The 21,683-nt window shown below is 59.3% G+C and carries 12 protein-coding genes and 1 pseudogene; 5 read left to right on the top strand and 8 right to left on the bottom strand.

The window, feature by feature from the left end; all coding sequences use genetic code 11:
- Nucleotides 1-388: 388 nt before the first annotated feature.
- From GNH96_RS11935 to GNH96_RS11920, 4 genes are all read left to right on the top strand, one after another.
- Nucleotides 389-1,060, top strand: a complete 672-nt coding sequence (locus GNH96_RS11935) for a protein-L-isoaspartate(D-aspartate) O-methyltransferase (protein ID WP_169603882.1) — start codon at nt 389-391, stop codon at nt 1,058-1,060.
- A gap of 1 nt (nt 1,061) precedes the next feature.
- Entirely contained in the window at nt 1,062-2,147 is a 1,086-nt protein-coding gene (gene rtcA, locus GNH96_RS11930) for an RNA 3'-terminal phosphate cyclase (RefSeq protein ID WP_169603881.1), read from the top strand.
- Complete coding sequence (polX, locus tag GNH96_RS11925) at nt 2,134-3,858, top strand: DNA polymerase/3'-5' exonuclease PolX (protein ID WP_169603880.1); 1,725 nt, start codon at nt 2,134-2,136, stop codon at nt 3,856-3,858. The genes rtcA and polX overlap by 14 nt, the downstream gene beginning before the upstream one ends.
- Before the next feature lie 108 nt (nt 3,859-3,966).
- Nucleotides 3,967-5,796, top strand: a complete 1,830-nt coding sequence (locus GNH96_RS11920; RefSeq protein ID WP_169603879.1) for an ABC transporter ATP-binding protein — start codon at nt 3,967-3,969, stop codon at nt 5,794-5,796.
- Nucleotides 5,797-5,884: 88 nt separating this feature from the next.
- On the opposite strand, the gene GNH96_RS11915 is transcribed toward GNH96_RS11920, so the two are convergent.
- A complete protein-coding gene (locus GNH96_RS11915) occupies nt 5,885-6,028 on the bottom strand; it encodes a hypothetical protein (RefSeq protein WP_169603878.1) in 144 nt (47 codons plus the stop codon).
- 101 nt (nt 6,029-6,129) lie between these two features.
- Between GNH96_RS11915 and GNH96_RS11910 the strand changes: the two are divergent.
- Nucleotides 6,130-6,488 (top strand): annotated as a pseudogene (locus tag GNH96_RS11910) (IS1380 family transposase); the annotation flags it as partial.
- Between the two features lie 371 nt (nt 6,489-6,859).
- Here the strand turns inward: GNH96_RS11910 and GNH96_RS11905 are convergent.
- The 7 genes from GNH96_RS11905 to GNH96_RS11875 form a co-directional block, all read right to left on the bottom strand.
- Nucleotides 6,860-8,107 carry a hypothetical protein gene (locus GNH96_RS11905; protein WP_169603877.1) on the bottom strand — a complete coding sequence of 416 codons (1,248 nt, stop codon included), beginning with the start codon at nt 8,105-8,107 and terminating at the stop codon, nt 6,860-6,862.
- Nucleotides 8,104-8,832: an outer membrane lipoprotein-sorting protein gene (locus GNH96_RS11900; protein ID WP_223163414.1), complete on the bottom strand. Its 729-nt coding sequence runs from the start codon at nt 8,830-8,832 to the stop codon at nt 8,104-8,106. Before GNH96_RS11900 ends, GNH96_RS11905 begins: the two co-directional genes overlap by 4 nt.
- A gap of 27 nt (nt 8,833-8,859) precedes the next feature.
- On the bottom strand, nt 8,860-10,107 hold the full coding sequence (locus GNH96_RS11895) for an ABC transporter permease (protein ID WP_223163413.1): 1,248 nt from the start codon (nt 10,105-10,107) through the stop codon (nt 8,860-8,862).
- Entirely contained in the window at nt 10,107-10,991 is an 885-nt protein-coding gene (locus tag GNH96_RS11890; protein ID WP_223163412.1) for an ABC transporter ATP-binding protein, read from the bottom strand. Before GNH96_RS11890 ends, GNH96_RS11895 begins: the two co-directional genes overlap by 1 nt.
- Nucleotides 10,909-12,732, bottom strand: a complete 1,824-nt coding sequence (locus GNH96_RS11885) for a polyketide synthase dehydratase domain-containing protein (protein WP_169603874.1) — start codon at nt 12,730-12,732, stop codon at nt 10,909-10,911. Before GNH96_RS11885 ends, GNH96_RS11890 begins: the two co-directional genes overlap by 83 nt.
- A 2-nt stretch (nt 12,733-12,734) precedes the next feature.
- Nucleotides 12,735-13,958, bottom strand: coding sequence for a 3-oxoacyl-[acyl-carrier-protein] synthase III C-terminal domain-containing protein (locus tag GNH96_RS11880; protein ID WP_169603873.1), 1,224 nt, complete (start codon nt 13,956-13,958; stop codon nt 12,735-12,737).
- A 66-nt stretch (nt 13,959-14,024) separates the two neighbouring features.
- Nucleotides 14,025-21,575, bottom strand: a complete 7,551-nt coding sequence (locus tag GNH96_RS11875; protein WP_169603872.1) for a type I polyketide synthase — start codon at nt 21,573-21,575, stop codon at nt 14,025-14,027.
- Between the last annotated feature and the right edge of the window lie 108 nt (nt 21,576-21,683).

The raw sequence follows: 21,683 nt of genomic DNA, 5'->3' as shown, positions 1-21,683 counted from the left end.
TGATGTGACGTCGGTGTCCTGTCCGGCATAGTCTAGCCAGGTCATGAAAACTCGGGAGCACGAGCATGGCAAGGCAAGGGTTTCTTTCCGATTTCGCGCGGGAGACGAACGGGAAAAAAGATGTCTCGTATGGGTCGTGGCGCCCTGGCCGTCGGCTTGTTCACAGGGCGGCGGTGGAAATGGCGTGCCATCGGCAAGCGTCGTGGTCAGTTCGCTGCTGGCCGATAGCGGAACGGCTCACCAAGAACGGCGGAGTCTCCGGCATGGCCTGCGCCGCCCATGGCTGCGCCCGTCGTTGATCGAGGTTTCCAACGGGCCTTCGACCGCCAGGCTGGGGAAAAGGGTTATATTGTCCAGCATTATCCCCACCCGAAGCGAGGCATGGGCGATGAGTCTGTCCCAGATGATGCGAGACCTCGAGGCGGAGGTCGCGCTGACGCGCCATCTCACCGGCCGCAGCACGCTGTCGCCCGGCGTGATGAAAGCCATGCGCAAGGTTCCGCGAAATCGCTTCGTGCCCCCCGACCGGGTGCCGTTCGCTTTCGACAACGGGCCGGTCCCCATCGGCTGCGGCCAGACCATCTCCCAGCCCTTCATCGTCGCGCTGATGACCGATCTTCTGAATCCGAGGGAGGACTCGGTCATCCTCGAAATCGGCGCCGGTTCCGGCTATCAGGCGGCGATCCTGTCGCGGCTGGTGAAGCAGGTCTATACCATCGAGATCATTCCGGAACTGGCCGAACTGGCGGCCGAAAGGCTGAAGAAGCTCGGCTACCGCAACGTGGAAGTCCGCATCGGCGACGGCTATTTCGGCTGGCCCGAACACGCGCCTTACGACGGCATCATCGTCACCGCGGCGGCGCCCTACCTTCCCGACCTTTTGATCGAACAGCTCAAACCGGGGGGACGCATGGTGATTCCGGTCGGCCTGCCTTACCACCATCAAGAGTTGATGACGGTGGACAAGAACGCCCAGGGCGAAATCGAGACCTGCAGCGTGCTGCCCGTGGCTTTCGTGCCGTTGACCGGCGAAGGCGGGTACCGGCCGGAACGGGAATGAGATGGCATTGCTCCGCATCGATGGTTCTCACGGCGAAGGTGGCGGGCAGATTCTTCGCAGCGCCTTGAGTCTGGCGGCATTGACCGGCAGAGCGGTGCGCCTGGAGAACATCCGTGCCCGCCGCCCGAAGCCAGGGCTGGCGCCGCAGCATCTCACCGCGGTGAGGGCGGTGGCCATGCTCTGCGACGCCCGGATCGAGGGCGCCGAGCTCGGCTCGCAGACACTGGAGTTCGTTCCGTGCAGGCCCGTGCGGGCGGGCGATTATGCGCTGGACGTGGGGGATGCCCGCGAAGGCGGCAGCGCAGGCGCTGTGATGCTGGTGCTGCAGACCGTCCTGCTGCCGCTGGCCCTGGCCGAGGGCACCTCGACGGTCAGTCTGAGCGGCGGCACCCATGTGCCGATGAGCCCAGCCTTCGACTACGTCCTCGACGTCTGGCTGCCGACTCTGGCCCGCATGGGCCTGCGGGCCGAGCTGTCGCTGATCCGGTCCGGCTGGTATCCCGTCGGCAAGGGGGAGGTGACGCTGACGGTGCAAGGAGGCCGCCGAACTCTGCGAGCCTTGCGCGTGGAGGACCGCGGCGTCCTGCAATCGGTCACCGGGCGGGCCCTGGCGGCCAATCTGCCGGCCCACATTCCGGAACGCATGGCCGCCCGAGCCCGGGCGGTCCTGGCGGAAGCGGGCATTGCCGCCGCCATTGAACCGGCCGTACTGCAAGCGGCCTGTGCCGGTGCGGGCTTGTTCCTGACCGCCCGCTACGATCATTGCCTGGCCGGTTTCACGGCGCTGGGACGAAGAGGCAAGCCTGCCGAACGGGTCGCCGAGGAAGCCTGTGTGGCGCTGCTGGCCCACTATCGTTCCGGCGCGGCCCTGGAGCAGCATCTGGCCGACCAGATCGTCCTGCCCGCCGCCTTGTGCCCGGAGGAGTCTTTGTTCAGCGTCGAGCGCATCAGTCCGCACCTGACCACCCATGCCTGGGTCGTGGAGCGCTTCGGGCTGGCGCGGGTGGATGTCCGGCCGGCGGAGAACGGGACCGGCCTCGTCCGAATCCGTGGAAATCCAGCGGGAGTGTGCCATGCCCATCCATAATGCCGATATCGCCGCCATCTTCGAGGAAATCGCCGACCTGCTGGAGATCGAGGGCGCCAACGTGTTCCGGGTGCGGGCCTACCGCAATGCCGCGCGCACCCTGCAGGAGCTGGGTCGGGACGTGAGGGCCATGCTGCACGAGGGCGAGGATCTGACCGAGCTGCCCGGCATCGGCGACGACCTCGCCGGCAAGATACGGGAGATCGCCGAGACCGGCCGGTGCGCGGCGCTGGACAAGCTCCACAAGAAGCTGCCGCCGGCCATCACCGAACTGCTCAAAATCCCCGGATTGGGGCCGAAACGGGTGAAGGCCCTCTACCATGAACTCGACATCCACACCGTCGAGCAGCTGCAGCGCGCGGTCCGCGATCACCGCATCCGGTCCCTGGCCGGCTTCGGCGAGAAGACGGAAAGCCGCATCGCCGAATCCCTGGCTGCTCAGGCCGGCGGGGCGGGACGTTTCAAGCTGGCCACCGCCGCCCAGTACGCCGAGCCGCTGGCCGCCTGGCTGCGCGCCGTGCCCGGCGTGCACGACGTGGTGGTGGCGGGCAGCTACCGCCGGGCGCGGGAGACCGTGGGCGATATCGACATCCTGGTCACCGCCGGGCCGGACAGCCCGGTGATGGAGCGCTTCACCGCCTACGACGAGGTGGCGGAGGTGCTCTCGCACGGTTCCACCCGCGGCAGCGTCGTGCTCGGCTGCAAGCTCCAGGTCGATCTCCGGGTGGTCGAGCCGGAAAGTTACGGCGCAGCCCTGCACTACTTCACCGGCAGCAAGGCGCACAACATCGCCGTCCGCCGGCTGGGGCAGGAGCGGGGTCTGAAGATCAACGAATATGGGGTGTTCGAGGGGAAGGAACGCATCGGCGGCGAGACCGAGGAATCGGTGTTCCGGGCGGTGGGGCTGCCCTTCATTCCGCCGGAGCTGAGGGAGGATCGGGGCGAGATCGAGGCGGCCAGGGCAGGGCGCTTGCCGAAACTGGTGGAACTGGGCGACCTCAGAGGCGATCTCCACGTCCACACACGGGCCACGGACGGCCACAACACTCTCCGGGAAATGGCCGAAGCCGCCCGCCAGCGGGGCTTCGAATACCTGGCCATCACCGAACATTCGCGCCGGCTGACCGTCGCCCACGGTCTCGACCCGCTGCGCCTGGCGCAGCAGATCGACGAGATCGACCGGCTCAACGGCGAGCTGCGGGGCATCACCCTGCTCAAGGGCATCGAGGTCGACATCCTGGAAGACGGCCGGCTGGACTTGCCCGACGAACTGCTGGGGCGGCTCGATCTGGTGGTCGGGGCGGTCCACAGCCGTTTCGAGCTGTCGCGCGCCAGGCAGACCGAGCGCATCCTGAAAGCCATGGATCACCCGCATTTCACCCTCCTGGCCCATCCCAGCGGCAGGCTCATCGAGCGGCGCGAGCCTTACGACGTGGACATGCCGCGCATCATCCGCAAGGCCAAGGAACGGGGCTGCTACCTGGAGCTGAACGCCCATCCCGAACGGCTCGATCTGCTCGACACCTACTGTCAGGCGGCCAAGGCCGAAGGGGTGCTGGTCAGCGTCAACTCCGATGCCCACAGCGTCCTGGATTTCGACCATCTGCGCTTCGGCGTCGGCCAGGCGCGGCGCGGCTGGCTGGAGAAGGGCGACGTGCTGAATACCCGTTCGCTCGATGCGCTGAAGCCGCTGCTGAAGAAGACGATGTAGGCCGCCGCCGCTCGTCGAAGCCATTCGGCCCCCGGGACCCGGGTGAGACGGCACGCCAGTCGACCGGAGACCTTCTCTTTCCACACATCATTACCGCTTTTGAGAGCCGTGCTGCGCTTGTTCGAGAAACTGCTCCATCCCTATCCCGAGGCGTTGCCGCCCCATCCGCCGCCAGGCCTGTTTGCCTTCCTCTGGGCCTGCACGGCGGGGTTGCGCGGTTTCATCGCGGGCATGATGCTGCTGACGGCCGGCATCGGCGTGTTCGAAGCGCTGCTGTTCAGCATGCTGGGCAATATCGTCGACTGGCTCAGCCAAATCCCGCCGGACCGGTTCTGGATCGACGAACGCAAGCATTTGCTTCTGCTGGCGGGCGTGCTGCTGGCCAGTCCCCTGGTCATCGCGCTGCAGACGATGATCAAGCACCAGACGCTGGCCGGAAACTTCCCGATGCGGCTGCGCTGGAATTTCCACCGGCTGATGCTGGCCCAGAGCATGAGCTTCCATCAGGACGAGTTCGCCGGGCGGGTGGCGGCCAAGGTGATGCAGACCGCGCTCGCCGTGCGCGACACCGTGCTCATCGTCACCGACATGCTGGTCTTCGTCGTCATCTACTTCACGACCATGAGTCTGGTGGCCGCCGGGTTCGACCGTCTGTTGCTTTTGCCGTTCCTGGGGTGGGTGCTGCTGTACCTCGCCATGCTCAGATTCTTCGTGCCCCGGCTGGGCCGGGTGGCGGCCCAGCAGGCGGACGCGCGCTCGCTGATGACCGGGCGCATCACCGACGCCTACACCAATATCGCCACGGTCAAGCTGTTTTCCCACGCGCGGCGCGAGGCCGAGTTTGCCCGCGGCGCGATGAACGAATTCCTGGCGACGGTGTACCGGCAGAGCCGCCTGATCAGCGGCTTCGAAATCGTCAACCATTCCCTCAGCATGTCGCTGATCGCCAGCACCGCCGGCGCGGCGCTGTGGCTCTGGACCCAGGGTATGGTGGGAATCGGCGCGGTCGCAGCGGCCACGGCGATGGCCTTGCGCCTCAACGGCATCTCCCACTGGGTCATGTGGGAGATGGCTGCGCTGTTCGAGCATATCGGGACCGTGCAGGACGGCATGAACACCTTGTCGAAGGGCCACGCGGTGACCGACCGCCCCGATGCGAAGACACTCCAAGTGAGCCGCGGCGATATCCGTTTCGAATCCGTCGGCTTCGCCTATGGCGGCGGCGCGCCGGTATTCCGGGATTTCTCGCTGCATATCCGCCCCGGTGAAAAAATCGGCCTGGTCGGCCGCTCCGGCGCGGGGAAATCCACCTTGGTCAACCTGTTGCTGCGGTTCTACGACGCCGATAGCGGCCGCATCCTGATCGATGGCCAGAACATCGCGAAAGTGACGCAGGACAGCCTGAGGGCACAGATCGGCATGGTGACCCAGGACACATCGCTCTTGCACCGCTCGGTGCGCGACAACCTCACCTACGGCAGGCCGGATGCCGATGAGGGCGCCATGATGGCCGCGGCCGAAAAGGCGGAAGCACACGGCTTCATCCTCGGCCTGGCCGATCTCCAGGGCCGCAAGGGCTACGATGCCCACGTGGGCGAACGCGGCGTCAAGCTCTCCGGCGGCCAGCGGCAGCGGATCGCCATCGCCCGGGTGATGCTCAAGGACGCGCCGATCCTGATGCTGGATGAAGCCACCAGCGCCCTCGATTCGGAAGTGGAGGTCGCCATCCAGTCCAGCCTGTACCGGCTGATGGCGGGCAAGACCGTGGTGGCGATTGCGCACCGCCTGTCCACGCTCGCCGCCATGGACCGGATCATCGTCCTGGACCAGGGCCGGATCGTGGAGGAAGGCAGCCACCGGAGCCTGCTTGCGGAAGGAGGCCTCTACGCCCGTCTTTGGGCGCATCAGAGCGGCGGTTTTTTGGGCGAGGATGTTTGACGCAAGGCCGGCAGCCGCAACCGGGCAAGATTCGATTCCGCAGCCTCGCCGCTATTGAACTTATGAACTTATACCCCGGCAGGATCGTTCAAACCTTGGTCAGTATGCTTGATTGATAGCGAAGCTGTCTCTTGGCCAGCGCCTCACGATCAAGTTCCTCGATCCGCCGGTCGATCGCGCCGATGACGTAACGGGAATACGGTCCGAGATGGAGGTACATTGCCATGAGCATGACAACGTATCCCTGAATCCGTGTTCATGATCCCGAAATAACAATCCAACGCATTGATTTAATGAACTCATTGAGCGCACTTCAACCTCACCCAAGCGACCATGGCGCACTTTGAAGTCAAGCAATCCGGCAAGCTTCAACTGACCTCGTATTCTGGACGGCTGGCCGGGCGTTGATCGGCCAATGCTGTCAGGCGGCGCAGGTAGAGGCGGTGATCGACCCGAAGCTCCTGGTATCGCAAGGCATGCGCAGCTTGCAACATCGTCAAGAGCGTGGTGGGGTTGTTGAGCCTGGGCAAGAGCGACTTCGAAGCGATCGAGGCGTTTCGGCAAGACCGCTTCTTCCATGAAGCCTTGGGGCTGTCCAAGGTCCCCGGCAGTGCTGGATGCGCCAACGGCTCGACGCCAAGGCGTCGGCGATCCGCGACTTGGCCGACGAGGTCGTCCTGCATCTGCGGGAGGTGGCTTCGGGATGAGACCGATCGAAAGGCGAATCCCTGGCATGAACCCATCTTCCGACAGGGCGGAAGGGAGAACCCTGCGCGGAGCGCTGAGAATGACCTCATTTCAGACAGAATAGAGACCCCCTTTGCCATGGCTACCTGATCGATTGGTTCCCCGGATCGTGGTGGCCCGCGGCAAAAACAGGACTTGGTTGCTGAAAAATCATGCAATCAGGTGCGGATTCTTGGCTTCTAATCTATTGTAATGACTCAAAATTAACAAACCTAATGGCATGGAAGCCGAGCATCCTTGGCCAGGATTTTTCGAAGCGAATCGGCGCAGACTGATCACATCCAGTTTACTATTCGCAGACCAGTGAATCGTACGCTTAAAATGTATACCCCGCACCGACGAAGAGAGAGTAGTTGAGCAGACTGCCGAATTCACTTTTCGACCCGCCCGTGTAGCCGTTGGCGATCACATAGAGCAGCGTATTTCTGTTCGCTTCGTATTCGAATATTCCTATAATCTGATTCGATTGGTCGTTGATGTCATGGATCCAGCGGAGGTTCAGGTTCAAGTCGCCGATGATCTTGTTGTCCGTGAACTGTCCCATCAGGTAATCCTGTCGATAATAAACGTCCCTATAGGTGATCTGGCGCGTGGTGAAACAGCTCCTTATGTTGTCGAGCAGACATCCATTTTCATTATGATAATACTCAAGGTTAACAGTTTCGCCTTCCTCGAAGGTATAGGAGGTGCCGATTTGCACCTCGAAATCCCGCTGCTCGCCTGCCGAGCCTTCGGAATACAGAAGAAGTGCGTCGGAGACATTCCAGCCGCCTAAGTATCCGACCTGATAGCCGTTCTGGTTCCGGTAGGTGGGAATAAGGGAAAAGTACTTTCCGTCTCCCGTAAAATCTGTCTTGAGGGCGTAGCTTTGTTCAAAGCGTCTGCCTTCGACATTGGTTGCAGGGCCGATGAACGAGGTTTGATCCAGACCGAAGAGTTTCGCACTGAAGAGCCTTCCCGGACTGGTGTTGGCGATAAACGACACCGACCAGTTTGAATCCGGTACCCATACGGCGCGGGCGTAGTCGAGGCCTGGGACTTCCACGCGGGGATTGTTCCGCCCGTTCTGGGGGTTGAACGGGTTGGAGGAAGAGAGGAGCACCGAAGGTCCCCATTGGAGGTTTTCCCGGCCGAAGGAAACGAAGAGGTCATCCAGAAGGCGATAACGTGCGAATCCTTCGTTGAGGTAAAACTGCGCCGTGCTGTCTTCCCGCCCCGAGGGAAGGCCTTCTTCCCAGCGCTGCCAAACATAGAGGAACCGTTCCTTTACCGATAATTCCAGTCGTTGGAAATCGAGATTGAGATCGATGCGTGGGTTGAGGACTGCCTGATATCTGGAGATACCCAAGACATTGTTCGTGTTCAGGGCCGACGGATCGGCAGGTTGCTGCGTAATACCAAAGGCCAGCACGTTCACTCGGGAGTAGAATCCGCGTTCGATCTCGTCATAAAGAGACTCTTCCTCGGGAAGGCTGGACGTCGAACTCGGCTCGTCACTCGCGTTTGCCGTGCCAAGCGAGATAGCGATCAGCGACGAAAAGACAATCCAGCGATGCGGTTTCATTTCATGAAGAGATTGAGGTTGAATATGTAATCCGGGAGCGGCTCCAGCCGCGGCTTGTTCATATTCATATAGGTTACATTCTCGTTAATAAGCGTGTCACGCATGGTGATCTTGGAAATAAACGGCCTGGTCTTTCCATCAACCTTCACGGTATTTGAATATTCCATATTGGCTGTCTTGAATTTCTTCCCTGAGACTGTGTAGTAGTCGGCCTTAATCCCGACGAGACGCTTCTTGGATACCCAGTACTTGATCTTGTCATAGGTCGTTTTATCACTCTTGCTCTTGAGATCGAAGACATAGCAATCTTCGCCGTCGACGATCTCGTCAGGAAGAGCGGCGGGTTCGTAGTCTTCAGCATAATTTGTGGACGCGATGTCGCCATAGGCTGCGTTACCCATGAGCTTTTGTCTCTGCGCAATGGGTATGGGTTTGCTCAGTCCTGGCTTGTAGAACCACATGTTGTTATTTGTCATAAGGACCTTGTTGCCTTTATATTTTGGTGGTTCCAGACTCAGGCCCGATATATCGAATCCGCGTGCTTTGATGTTGTACACGACGGTATCTGTGGTGCGATCTGCCTCAATCGATTCTATGACAACCTCCCAGGAAATGCCAACGACATTGCCTCGGGATTCATCAGCTTTCTTGAGGATATCGTAAACGCTTTGCGTCGCATGTCCCTCATTGGATAAAAATAAAGAAATAATACTCAGAAGGAACAAATATCCACTTCTCATTTTATTTGCCTCTCAGGTATGCCCTAACGCGGTTACAATTTCCATCCGAGCCGCTTTTCTAACCGGAAGTGTCGCCGCCATCAGCGACAAGACACCCAGCAATATGACGCTGAAGGCCATGTATTCAGGCACCAGGTAGATTTCGAGGGGGACCCGCCCGGTGATCATGGGGGGAACCCAGGTGGGTTTGAACAAGGCGATACCCGACCATGTCAGCAGGGTGAGAACCACGCCCAGGGCGGAGCCGAACAGGCCGAGCATCAGGCTTTCGGCGGCAAACAGTACGACGATGCCACCGCGCTTGAGTCCCAGGGCGCGCAGCGTGCCGATTTCCCGGGTTCGTTCCATGATGGCCATGCTCACGGTGTTGATGACGCTCATCACGACGATCGTGAATACGATCAAAAACGTGAAAAGGAAGATGATGTCGAACATCTGCTTGACTTTCACATAAAAGGTGGAAAGCTCGTTCCATGTCTTGATTTCCAGATTCAGGCCACGAGCGTTGAAATCTTGCGCCATCCGTTTCCGGATCGGTTCGGTCTGTGTAGTGTTTTCCAGCAGCACGATCAGGCGGTCGACGCTGCTGGTGTCGTAAAGGCTTTGGGCAAACTTGAGCGGAACCAGCATGAGCTTGTCATCCAGAGCCTCGATCGGGGCCGAAAATAACTGGAATACCTGGGCATCGAGCGCATTGACCTGACCTGATACGGTGGGCGCCATGGCGACGCCCGTGGCGCCGATGTCCAGATTCAGCTGCTCCGCCAAGCCTCTGCTGAGTCCGACGCCGTAAACGACGTCGTCTTCGAGCGGCCTGCCGGTGAACTGTTGGAATTTGCTTGCGAGTCCCCGGCTGTGGCTGTTGATGGTGCGGATATCGGAGGGAATGCGCCCTGACGCCAGGAATATGGTCGAAACCTTGCCATTGCTGAGAAGTCCGGAAATATGCAGTTGGGGCGTAACGACCAACACCTCGGGGTAGTGATGCAGGATCTCTTCGATGGTTTTGGTGGATTCCTCGTCCAATAGATAGCGGGTCGGGTCGAGTTTTCCTTCCTTCAGGAATCCCGGCTTGAAAATCGTGAGGTGGCCGTTGGCCTGAACGTGGATGTACGAATTCTCGAGATTACTGAAGATGTAGTCGGTAAACCCTCCCAGAACGTTGACCGCGGCAAAGCCCAGGGCAATGGCCAGGATGGTGAACAGCGACCTGCGCCGGTTGCGGAAAAGGTTTCTTACAGCGAGCTTGAGCCAAGTCATCACAGTGCCACCTGAACTCGTCGGCAGGACTCCGTCGGCTCGGCTATCCGGTCTTCGATGATTTGGCCGTCACACATCTGTAGCTGACGTTCGACGCGTTCCAGCAAGCGATGGTCGTGGGTGGAAAAGATGAACGTGGTGCCGTTTCTCTGGCTGAGTTCCCGCATCGTTTCGATCACTTTGATGGCGTTTTCGGAGTCCAGATTGGCGGTGGGCTCGTCGGCGATCACCAGTGAAGGATTTGCGACAAGCGCGCGGGCGATGGCGACCCGCTGCTGTTGTCCGCCGGACAGTTTGGCCGGCCGTTGTGACTCGTGTTCGGCCAACCCCACCTCGGCGAGCCGCTCCTTTGCGAGCTGTTTCGCTTGCATCGTAGGGATTTTGGCGATCTGCAACGGCAGCATCACGTTTTCCAGGGCTGAAAGTACGGGAATCAGGTTGAAGCTCTGAAATACGAATCCTATGGTTTTGTTTCTGATGTCGCTGCGTTTTCCGTCGGAGAGCATGGTCACATCCTGCCCGAGAATCTGGACGGTGCCGGAGGAGGGGACGTCGAGCATCCCGATGAGATTGCAAAGCGTCGATTTGCCCGATCCCGACGGCCCCCATATGGCGACGAATTCGCCGGAAAAGATACGGAGGCTGACGGCTTGAAGCGCCGTGATACTCCGTTCGCCGAGGCTGTAGACCTTTCCGACCTGGCGAAGCTCGACCAGGGGCGTGGTGTCCTTGGGCGTCATTGTCTGGGCTCCGCTGGTATCGGGTTCAGGCAGGATCGCACGGTTTTGTTGGGGAGGCATGTCAGGGTTCGGGGGTGGCGTAAGCGATGATGCATTCCTGATCTCTGAGAGTCCGCACCCCGACGAGCCGGCCGCTCTCGCCATGCGTGATCTGCATTCGTCCCTCGGGGCTGACGGTTTTCAGTTGGTAGTTCCGCGGGGAACCGTTCAGTCCTTGACCGAGCAGCTTTCCCGTGGCCTCCTTGGCACACCACAGGCGTGTGATCCATTCGTCCGGTTTGTCGGTAAATTCGCCGTCCAAGGCCTCCAGCAATGCGGTTTCGGTGTCGATGGCGATAGATCGGAGAAAGCCGGGATCGCGGACCTCGATCGTTTCGATATCCACGCCGATCGGTTCGCCATGTGCCACGGCGATCGCGCCGGACTCGCAATGAGAAATGCTGATGTAGGGTGCGACTCCCGGAGCCGTGGGCAAGGATGCCACCTGCGGCTGGCCTGCCTCGGTATTTCGCAGGGCGAACGCGGCGGGATGCAGCATTGCGGACGCTCCCTGCCGTCGGGCCCACCAGGAACGCACGGCGTCCTTCGCGGCAATGCGCCCGAGCAACCAGTGCAGTTGACGGCGGGGTTGCGCCTTCTTCTCGGAAAATGCCGTCGTCTCTTCCCTCTGAAGGTAGAAGCATGCCAGGAGCCGGGCATCGAAATCCGAGACGTCGGCGGGCGATATCGTGCAGCAGACCGCATCTTGGGCAAGCCCCGGCAGCGGCACGGACTTGCTCAGGAGATAGCGGGTCGGCATGCGGCGGAAATCGACGAGCCTCCGCTCCCAGCGGAATTTCCAGTCTTTCCAGTCCTTGATTCGCATCCAGACGGCACCCGCACCATCCTGAATTTCGACGTCGCAATCCAGCGTCTTGCCCTCGTTCCGGGTGACTTCGATGCGCACCGGGACGTTCGTTCCGGCAGGTGGCGGAGGCCGGTAAAACTCCATTTTGCCGATGCCGATGGGAAAAACATAACGTTCCTGCTCCATCGCCCAGATACCGATCAACTGGCCAACGGCGTCCAGCAGCGCGGGGTCCGTCAGGAACTGGGGGCGGGCCGTGGATCGAAAAAAATCCGTAGGCGCTTTGACCGCCAACTCACCGACAGCCCCGCGGTCGCCCAGTACGATTCTCCCGGTCAGGCATTGGTAGACGGGGCCGTGGAACAAGTAGCGATCCGCATAGATTTCCTTGGCATCCCGAGGATGGACGCGCGGGTTGCCGAGCTCGGTGAAGCTCAGAGACAGCTCGAGACGATAATGCGACGCAAACAACACTTGGGCCTGAATGGCGGGGCCGCTCCGGCCTTCGGCCTGGATGGCGGCTGCGATCCGGCAGTATTGTTCCTGCGCGTCGGATTCCAGCGTGCGGGCCGAAATCGTCAGGCGCAGCTTGTCGGTGTCGGCCAACTCGATCCAGCTGGTGGCTTTCACGTCTTCAAAGCCGATGAGGCCCAAACCCGGCGCCAGGCAGGCTGCCGTTTCCGCCAGCATTTCCAGGCTGAGTGTCATGGGCACCACCGGCAGGCAAGCGGAGACCGGTTTGACTCCCTCGGCGCTCACAAAGGCGTGATCCGCGAGATGGAGGTCCTCTTCCAAGTCCAGCCAGCGTTCGACGAGGATCGAATTGTTAGCGACGTAATCGACTATTCGACCGACGAAGGGCAGCTCGGCTCCATATTGCGGCTCAATTGTTTCCGAATGGCCAGCGGTTTCTCCCGTTGCGTCCGGCAGCGAACTTCCCATGGCCTCCGATGCTTCACGGAAAGCCTCCATTTCGTATAGCCGTCCTATCAAAGGAAGGGGATTGCCGTCGTCGGGCAGCTTGGCTGGATCAGCCATAATCAAAGTTTCTCCAAAACCAATCCAGTCACGGTGAGGCCTGGTCCGAAACCGAGGCAGACGACTCGTGTTCCGCATTTGATGGATCGTTCCTCCAAAATAGACTTTAAGATATGGGGTACAGTAGCTGAAGACATATTGCCATTTTCAAGAAATACCTCCTTGCTGATTGCAACTTGGTCTTCGTCAAGACCAAGTTCGTTTTGGATGTGTTCGACGATTTTTGGACCGCCGGGATGAATAGCAAAGGTGAGCGTGTGTTTTTCGTGGGCAAAGTCCACCCCAATCCGGCGCAGCAGAGCTTCTACAAAGCGTTTCACATGATTCTTGATTACCACGGGAACCATTACCGAAAGGGTCATGTGAAACTGATGGGATCCCGGCACCCAAGTCATGTCGTCGGCGGAGTCAGGCAAAAGATGTTCGTGGAAGGTCAGTATCTTCAAACCAGCAATACCTTTCTCGCGTGCGACCCCCTCAGGAAGTGCGGAATATCGGATAAATCCGTCAGCGAACAGTGACATCGTGATGATATTTTCGGCGCTTAGATCCGTAATATCGTTGTGGCCGGATAGGAGCTCGGTATGGATGATATCAATACGCTCCTTCGGGGGAGTCGCGGCACAATGCGAGGAGGCCAGAAATCCATGGGCCATTCTGATAGCAGGGAAGGCCCCATAACATCCCATGTGATAGCTGTGGGTCACTGTGGTATCGAACCACTCTTTCCTCGCCACCATTCGTTCCACGGGGCTGGGGGCCACGTAACCAGAGCAGGTGACATGGATAACATCGTCCGGCGCTTTCACTTCCTTGGGTGGATACATCTTTTTCAGACATTCGTCCACCACTTTGGCGTAGTTTTCGTGTCGGCTCTTAAGATCCAAACCACGGGGGTCGCTCTTGTCCTTAAAAAGACGCAGGTACTCGTGTTTCGGTTCGGCAAGAACGAATTCTCCATCGACCATCCGAATATCGGTGAGGCGCGGGAAGAATACCAATTGCCTGCGCTTGATGTGAGACGGCGACAACGCGTACTTCTCGAACCGTTTTTTCACTTCTTGATACGCTTGGCGAAAACCTTCTTTGTCCTCGATAGAGTTATTCAAGCAATGGGCTTTCGCAAAGCCGAAAGCTGACAATTCCAGCGAGATACGTTGAGGGACCGGCTTGGAAAACTGTACCGGGACAAAGTCGCCTAATACGGTAGAATCGAAATTTGGCATATTGGTCTTGAATTCAGTATATGATTGGGGGCTTCCATAGAGTTGTTGCCAAGCATAAGTTATTGATTAGCAAGGTGTCAAGTCCTTGGGGATATTTTCACGCAATTTTGTTTTCCGATTTACCGCAGCGATGGAATCCAGGCTTGCAGTGATCACGAGTTCTGGAGCTTGTCCCGGGGGATTTCCTAGTGCTTCCATGAAACGCCTCGTCCCAGTCGCCACTGGGATGAGATGGATGTTGCGCGTAGCGTATAACCGCCGTAGCTCGTCGTTCACCATGCCGGAGTCCCAAGGTCCCCAGTTGATGGAAACCGTATGGACATTCGGCCATTCCAGACTGAGGCGATCCGCCAGTTTATTGAGCACTTCATTCGCCGCACTGTAATCGCATTGGCCGATGTTTCCAAACCGTCCCGCCACCGATGAGAAGAAAACTAGAAACTTCAAACTCTCAAACCTTAGCTTTCGTTCCAAAGTCAGGGCCGGAACAACTTTAGTCTGGTAGACGGCATCGAAAGAAGCCTCGGACTTATCACGAACCAGCTTATCTTCGATGATTCCGGCACCATGCAGGACACCATCAATGCGCCCCAGCCGGGCGTAGAGATCATCGATCAATTGGCCGAACATTTCGGCATCGCGGACATCTACAGCGTGGTATTCCACCTTGACACCGGCCTCCTTCAGGAAGTCCAGATTACCCCGGAGCTCTCGTATCTTGAGAATTCGCTTCAGTTCCGCTTCCACTTCTGCTGGCTTGACTTTATGTTCGCTTTTTGCCTTTTGTTCGCCGATAAGAAATTGACGTAATTCTCCTGGATCGGTGATATGTCGGGTCGATTCCCCTTCTTCCTTAGGAAGATGCGTCCGCCCGACCAGTACGAACTGTGCCTGGTACCGTTGCGCCATGAATTTCACGATGTCGCTTGTGATTCCCTGAGCGCCACCCATAGCCAGTATTACTGCGCCAGGTTCGAGCTCCGGTCCAGAAAGACCGCTTTCGCTATCGTAAGATTCCAGCTCCAGCCGCCAGCGCCCGGAAGTGGTGAAGCCCACCTCCGGTGCGGAATCCCCACAATGCAATTCCATGACCAAGTTTTCCGCCCATTGGGAAGGACTCAATGCTGTCTGAAGGTCGACGCATTTAAGCCGTAACTGAGGCCACTCCCGTGCTGCCGACTTGGCAACGCCGTGACTGCCCGCACCCCCCACGGAAAATATTCCGGTGCCTCCGAGGCCAAACTGCCCATCCATGGCAGTAACATTGACGAGCCAGCCCCCACCGGCAGATACGCCTTCCTCAAGGCTGCTTCCCAATGCTTTCATAGTGAGAAACAGGATCCGTGCCGGATCGGTTCTGCCGCCCAACGAATCGTCGGGCGTTGCTACGCCGAGAACATTGATGAGGCCCCCCGGCGTCTTTCCCGTATTCGCCACCAAAGCTTTCAGTTTCTCGACTGTATTCGGTGAAGTGAAGTCTACCTCGAACAATCCGTCTTCCCGGCTGACCGTTTCCTGGCCCGGGACGATCCGCCATACGGTATGCCCTTCATCCGCCAATGTTTGCCTGAAAGTCTCGGTGACCTCCCCGGCCGGTCCGAGTAAGAGCAAGGGTAGCTCGCAGAAACCAGTAAGCGTTCCGTTCCAGGGTGCCGGCACCGGTTTTAACGCATAACATCTTACGGGATCCGCCGGCTCGTATGCAGTCGGTCTGGACTCCGCCGTCTCAACCGGCGAGACTGACGGCGGAGTCTGGGATTTTTTTGGGGATGGAATCCCTCCTTCCTTCGCTTCCGACCCCGATTCACGCAAGCGGTCATACCAAGCGATGATTTCATTCAGGGTCTTCAGGCCCGACAGCTCCTCGATGACGGTTTCTTCATCCCGCCCTTCCAGAAGGTTGTGCTGGTCCTTCAACATGCTGAACACTTCGATGCGCTTGATGGAGTCGATGCCGAGATCCGCCTCCATGTGTGCATCCAAGTCGAGCATCTCTTCCGGATAGCCGGTACGCTCCGCGATCGCCCGAAGCAAATCGGCCTTGAATTGTTCCGTAGGCGCGAGATTACCTCCAGCCTTGGCTGCTTGGGGAGGGAACGCATTGGGTAAGGGAACCACGTTGTGGGCCTTGGATGCCGACTCCTGCGGACGAACTGATGCATTCTGGACGATCGGAGCGCTTGGAGTCACCGGGCCACTCGCGGCAAGTATCTGGTTGGGCAATACTGGGGCGGGTGGAACCGCGGCGAGGACCACTCCTCGTGGCGGGCTGGGTGGGACTGCCTGTGTTTGCAAAGGTTGCGGTGCGATGGCCTGAGATTCCGTCTGCCATCCCTGCAGTGGCAGCTCCGTACCGGCAAGATTCGCGTGCAAAAAGCTCAGGAAATGGCGCAATGTCTGCTGTTGCTCCTTTTGCAGGTCGATGAATTGGGCAAGACTTTGCTGCACAAAGGCGAGGCGGGCGTCGCTTACTGCCGGTGGGGGGACTGCCGGTGGGGGGCTTGCATGTTCGGTTGTCTCTGTCCAATGGGTCATTTCCGTAGTATTCATGATGTTACTCCTTTGATTTGGGGCAAGGATACGGTTTTCCTGGTGTTCCGGACCGACAGTTTTGGCCGGGGCCGGCGCGTCAAGGGCGGCTCCTTGCTCAGGTAGAGAAAGAGGAACGGTATCCTGGATTCCGTCCGCTTTGTCCGTTTTGATCTCCCAAGGCGCTGCCCTGCCTCCGTTGATTCTCCAGGTTAGGGGGCCTGGATGGGCTTTCCTCTCTGCCTCGGCGAACGAATCGGCCGGAGCGAAATCCTTGAATCCTCGGCCTTGGAACCACGTTTGGAAGGTTACCGGCACCCCTAGGGTGAACAAATGGGTCATTGCATGGGCCAGTTGCAGCCAGCCGGGACGCCCCGGAGCATCGATCCCCAAGGCCGTGTGGGGCCGCTCTGCCAGAATGCGGTCTACAATCCCAGTCAACACCGAGCCCGGTCCGACCTCGATGAAAACGCGGGCACCCGCCTCATAGAGGTGGTTCACCTCTTCCACGAAACGCACGGGTTCGACGATATGCCGGGTCAGGAGAGCACAAACGTCTCCGGGTTTGTCGGGATAACGGCCCGCCGTGGTGTTGCTGTAAACTGGGATGGTCGGTGTCGTGAACTTGATCCGAGACAGTTCTGCCGCGAGAGCATCGCGCGCATCGCTCATCATAGGACAATGGAACGCACCGCTCACCTGCAGTTTGGTGACCCGTAGCGATCCCCCACTGAGAACGGCCACCGCCTGATCGATCGCCGCACTGGGCCCGGCGATGATCGTTTGATCGGGGGTATTGAAATTGGCGATATGCACGGGCAAACCATGTTTGGCGATGAGCGCTTCGGTGCCGGGACCATCACCGCTTACCGCCGCCATCGCTCCACCGGATTCGCGCCCTGCGTTGGCGGCGATGCGTCCGCGGATTTCTGATAGCCGGATGAGGTCATCGGGGTTGACTCCCCCTGCCGCACACAGGGCCACGTACTCGCCGTAACTGTGCCCGGCGACGAAGTCGGGTCTGATGCCGAAGGATTCCAGGAGCCGGGCCGCAGCCAGCTCCACGACTCCGAGAGCGGGCTGCGCGATCTGGGTGGCATTTAGGGCAGTTTGCTGACGTGCCCGCTCTTCGTCGCTGAATACGGGGAGTGGGTAAATGTACCTGGAAAGCGGCTGGGGGAGACGGTCCGCCAGGAGCCGATCTGCGCGTTCGAAAAGTTCATGCAGGGCGGGACGAGCGAGAATCAGGTCGCGGAGCATATTGATCTTCTGCGACCCTTGACCAGGGAACAGGAAACATACCGCCATCGGATCGATATTTTCCCGGAAGTAGATTCCCTGCGGATATTTGAATTCCGTTTTGCCGTTATCGGCCAGAGCTCGCAATGCCAATTCGAGCTTTTGCCTCAAGTCGATCGTCGAAGTTGCCACCAAGGCCAAGCGGCACTTGCGGTCGGAAGACGGAATGCGCTGTTGTTCCAAGTGCACGGCATGAGCCAGTTGCCCGAAATCCAGGTAGTCCGGATGTTCGAGCCCCTCCAACAGGCATCGTAGGGTCTGCTCGATATGCTTGCGGTCAGCCCCCCAAAAGGCGAAGGGTTCGGCGTCGCGTGGATTGAGGTCCACCGTGTCCGTATCGCGATATCCGCGCGTGTACTCCTCCAGCACGACATGAAAATTGGTGCCGCCGAACCCGAAGGCACTCACCCCACAGCGGCGGGGATGACCCTTGGGGGGAGCGAGCCAGGGACGAGGCTCCGTGCAGATATAGAACGGGCTGTGGGCAAAATCCACGCTGGCATTCGGCTTTTCGACGCCCAGTGTCGGCGGCAGTACACGGTGCTCGAGGGCGAGTGTCGCCTTGGCGAGCGCTGCCAGACCGGAGGTCACCTTGGTGTGACCGATCATCGACTTCACTGAACCGACCGCGCACGTTTGCGGCTCGGCCCCTGATTCACCGAAAACGGTGTTCAGTGTCTCGATCTCGGATTTGTCGCCCACGGCGGTCCCCGTGCCATGCGCCTCGATCAGCGTCACTGTGGATGGTTCGACGCCGGCATCCTCGTAAGCCCGATGCAAGGCCCGGGCTTGGCCCTGAGGGTGCGGAGCCGTCAGACTGCGGTTGCGGCCGTCGGCGGAACTTCCGATGCCCTTGATGATGCCACGAATGCGATCGCCATCGCGTTCGGCATCCGCCAGGCGCTTGAGAACCAACGCAACCACGCCTTCGCCGATGGCGATGCCGTCGGCGCTATCGTCGAACGGGCGACACCGGCCGCGTGGCGAGAGCGCATGGGTTTGCGCAAAGGCCATGAACGACGTGGAATTATTGGTGCCATCGACCGCCCCAACCAAGGCTACGTCGGCGTCACCATCACGCAACTGCCGGATGCCGGCGTCCAGCGCGGCTAGAGAAGAGGCGCAGGCTGCGTCCACCGTGAAGTTGGTTCCACCGAGATCGAGCCGGTTGGCGACCCGACCCGCCACCACGTTGCCGAGGAACCCTGGAAAAGAGTCCTCGGTCCAGACCGGCAGCTCCTTTTCATAAAGTGACTTAATGATGTGTTGCCGCGTTGACTCCGGAAGACCCGGGACCTTGGGAAGGTATTGAGCGAGGAGGGTGCGGAAGATATAGAGTGTACCAAGGTCATGCATACCGCCCGCCCCGAAAATGGTCGCCGTGCGTTCACGGGCAAACGGTCGCCGCTCCAAGGCAGCATCTTCCAGCGCTTGCCGGGCCACCACCAATGCCAGCAATTGCATCGGTTCGATGGCTTTCAGGCTGGCGGGAGGGATCCCCCATGCAGTCGGGTCGAATTGGATGTCGTCGAGAAAACCGCCCCATTTTGAATAAATTTTGTCCTTGATCCCGCGTCGGGGATCGAAAAAGTCGATGGGACGCCAACGGTCCTCGGATACTTCGCGAATGGCCTCCACTCGGTTGATGATATTCTGCCAATACGTGCGCAGGTTCTGAGCCTTGGGCAAGAGGCAAGCCATGCCGATGATGGCGATATCTCGTTGCGTCACTCCGCGACCCGCGCGCATCGGACGCTGGCGCTCATTCTCATTAGCGTGAACAAGTACCTCGCCGCTCCCTTCCGACACTGACTGGTGCAGTTCGGCGATCTTCAATGTACTATTACGAAGCCGCGCGACTTCCCCGAGCATGTACATCCCTTCGCGTCGCTGCGTCGCAACGTCCACCTTGAAATATCGATCACCACTACTCTTCGCCGTCGGATCCAGATCATTGCGGGTGATACCCTTCGATGCGATGCGCAGACGGCCGATATTGAGCATCTCCAACGATTTCAGGATATCGTCATCGCTTTCCTGTGCCAACAACAGCTCGCGTCGTTTGCGATTGAACTCATCGCAGAAATCCGTTTTGGCGCAACGGGTGTAGACTCCCACGCCCGATTGCAGCAAAACCGTTTCCTTGCAAGTAACGGCATGCGCCTGAAATTCCTCGACGATTGCTCCGGTGCGCACGATCTCTTCGGTGAAGAGATACGCGGTGCCCATCAATATCCCCACTTTCATGCCTCGGGCAACGAGCGGGGCGGCGAGAACCGAAAGCATGGCGGTCGATACCGCGTCATGAATGCCTCCGGCGAATAAGACATGGACCGATTCGGCATCCGGGATCTCGGCTGTCAGCAGGATCTCGATGGCAGACTCCCACAGGATGAAACTGGTCCGTGGCCCCGTGTGCCCGCCGCATTCACTGCCTTCGAAAATGAACTTCCGTGCGCCTTCCTTGAGGAATCCATGCAAGAGCCCCGGGGACGGCACGTGCAGATAGGTGGCGATCGACAGTTCTTCCAGCTCACGGGCTTGGCTGGGTCGACCGCCGGCGATGATGGCGAAGGGCGGCTTGATCTCTCGAATCACCTCGATTTGCTCTTGGCGAAACTCGAGCGGCATGAAGCCCAGCAATCCCACGCCCCAAGGTTGCTCCCCCAACAAGGATCGGGTCTCCGTCAGCAGTTCCCGGACTTGCGGCTTGCGCATCACGGACAGCGCGAGAAAGGGCAGCGCCCCGCCATCGGCCACCGCCTTGGCGAAAGCGGCCGTGTCGCTGACCCGTGTCATGGGACCCTGCACGATCGGATACCGGGTGCCGTGGCTACGCGCCAATGGGCTTTCCGGAGAAAAAACCCTCTGAGAGCGGGCAAGTCGCACGGTCGACTCCATGTCGTTGCGGATCGCCGTGACGATGCGGCCGACCGTGCCGTAACGTTTTGCCAATGGGGCGGCAAAGGTAATATCTTGGCCTAACGGCAATAGCGGATCGTCCGCCTCGCCCAGGTATTGGGACAACCGTTCTCGCCACGGCTCGCCGTGCAGAATCCGTTGCTCCAGTTCGCGAAGTTTGCCTCGGCCCCAGCGGCTGAACAGGCGATAGGGAACATCATCGGGTCCAAGCAGGATGGTTTCACTTCCGTCGAGCCGACTCCAGGCATTGCGCATATCGGTGCGGGAGAAAGGACTTTCGTCGGCAAGCCAGAGTTGTTCGCACAATACCACGCCTCTTGCTCCGGCTAAGATCGCCGCGGCGGCGCTGCGCGGGCCGATCCCTCCCTGTACCCAATAGGGAGCGTTCAGTTTGCCATGGAGTTCTTGGAGCAGGATGAAGGTCGAGTGCTTGCTCACCAAGCCGCCCGCCTCGTGTCCCTTGACGATCAGACCGTCGTATCCGGCGGCAATGGCGCTTCGGGCAGACTCCAAATCATGAACCTCGACGAATGCTTGTCGAGCGATCCGTCGCGTTAGCTCGCGGAAACGGGGGAATTCAGCGGGTTGCTGGCCCGCCAACACGAGAATCGGAACAGGACGAGAACGGCGAAATAATTTGAGTAATAGTTCCGGACTGCGCTGCGGCAAACCCAAGGTATCCCAGCGGACACCCCAAAGCGAGGTGCGATCGACGCTGGATTCAATACGGCCTAAATTAGCGACCGACCAATCGAATATGTCGCGGTAGCCTAGATCCACCACCCCTATGCCCCCGGCTCTGCATGCCGCGATCACCATTTCGGGGCGGGTACAGTGAGGAGGAGTGATTGCAATGACTTTTTCCATAGAAGGGCTCCAGAAGGCTTTCATACTACTTAAGAAAACTCACAAATTAAGGGTCTCGCTCCGTTTCACATCCCCCACGACGTATCCGAAAAAATTAGAATTAATACT

The organism is Methylococcus geothermalis, assembly GCF_012769535.1.
GTDB lineage: Bacteria > Pseudomonadota > Gammaproteobacteria > Methylococcales > Methylococcaceae > Methylococcus > Methylococcus geothermalis.
The sequence above is the reverse complement of the archived record's forward strand: the minus strand, read 5'-3'. Positions and strand labels throughout refer to the sequence as shown.

Coding starts and splice junctions, on each gene's coding strand:
- GNH96_RS11905 (WP_169603877.1), bottom strand. CDS start 8,107: ATGAAACCGCATCGCTGGATTGTCTTTTCGTCGCTGATCGCTATCTCG.
- GNH96_RS11880 (WP_169603873.1), bottom strand. CDS start 13,958: ATGCCAAATTTCGATTCTACCGTATTAGGCGACTTTGTCCCGGTACAG.
- GNH96_RS11935 (WP_169603882.1), top strand. CDS start 389: ATGAGTCTGTCCCAGATGATGCGAGACCTCGAGGCGGAGGTCGCGCTG.
- GNH96_RS11890 (WP_223163412.1), bottom strand. CDS start 10,991: ATGGCGAGAGCGGCCGGCTCGTCGGGGTGCGGACTCTCAGAGATCAGG.
- rtcA (WP_169603881.1), top strand. CDS start 1,062: ATGGCATTGCTCCGCATCGATGGTTCTCACGGCGAAGGTGGCGGGCAG.
- GNH96_RS11915 (WP_169603878.1), bottom strand. CDS start 6,028: ATGCTCATGGCAATGTACCTCCATCTCGGACCGTATTCCCGTTACGTC.
- GNH96_RS11875 (WP_169603872.1), bottom strand. CDS start 21,575: ATGGAAAAAGTCATTGCAATCACTCCTCCTCACTGTACCCGCCCCGAA.
- GNH96_RS11895 (WP_223163413.1), bottom strand. CDS start 10,107: ATGACTTGGCTCAAGCTCGCTGTAAGAAACCTTTTCCGCAACCGGCGC.
- GNH96_RS11885 (WP_169603874.1), bottom strand. CDS start 12,732: ATGGCTGATCCAGCCAAGCTGCCCGACGACGGCAATCCCCTTCCTTTG.
- polX (WP_169603880.1), top strand. CDS start 2,134: ATGCCCATCCATAATGCCGATATCGCCGCCATCTTCGAGGAAATCGCC.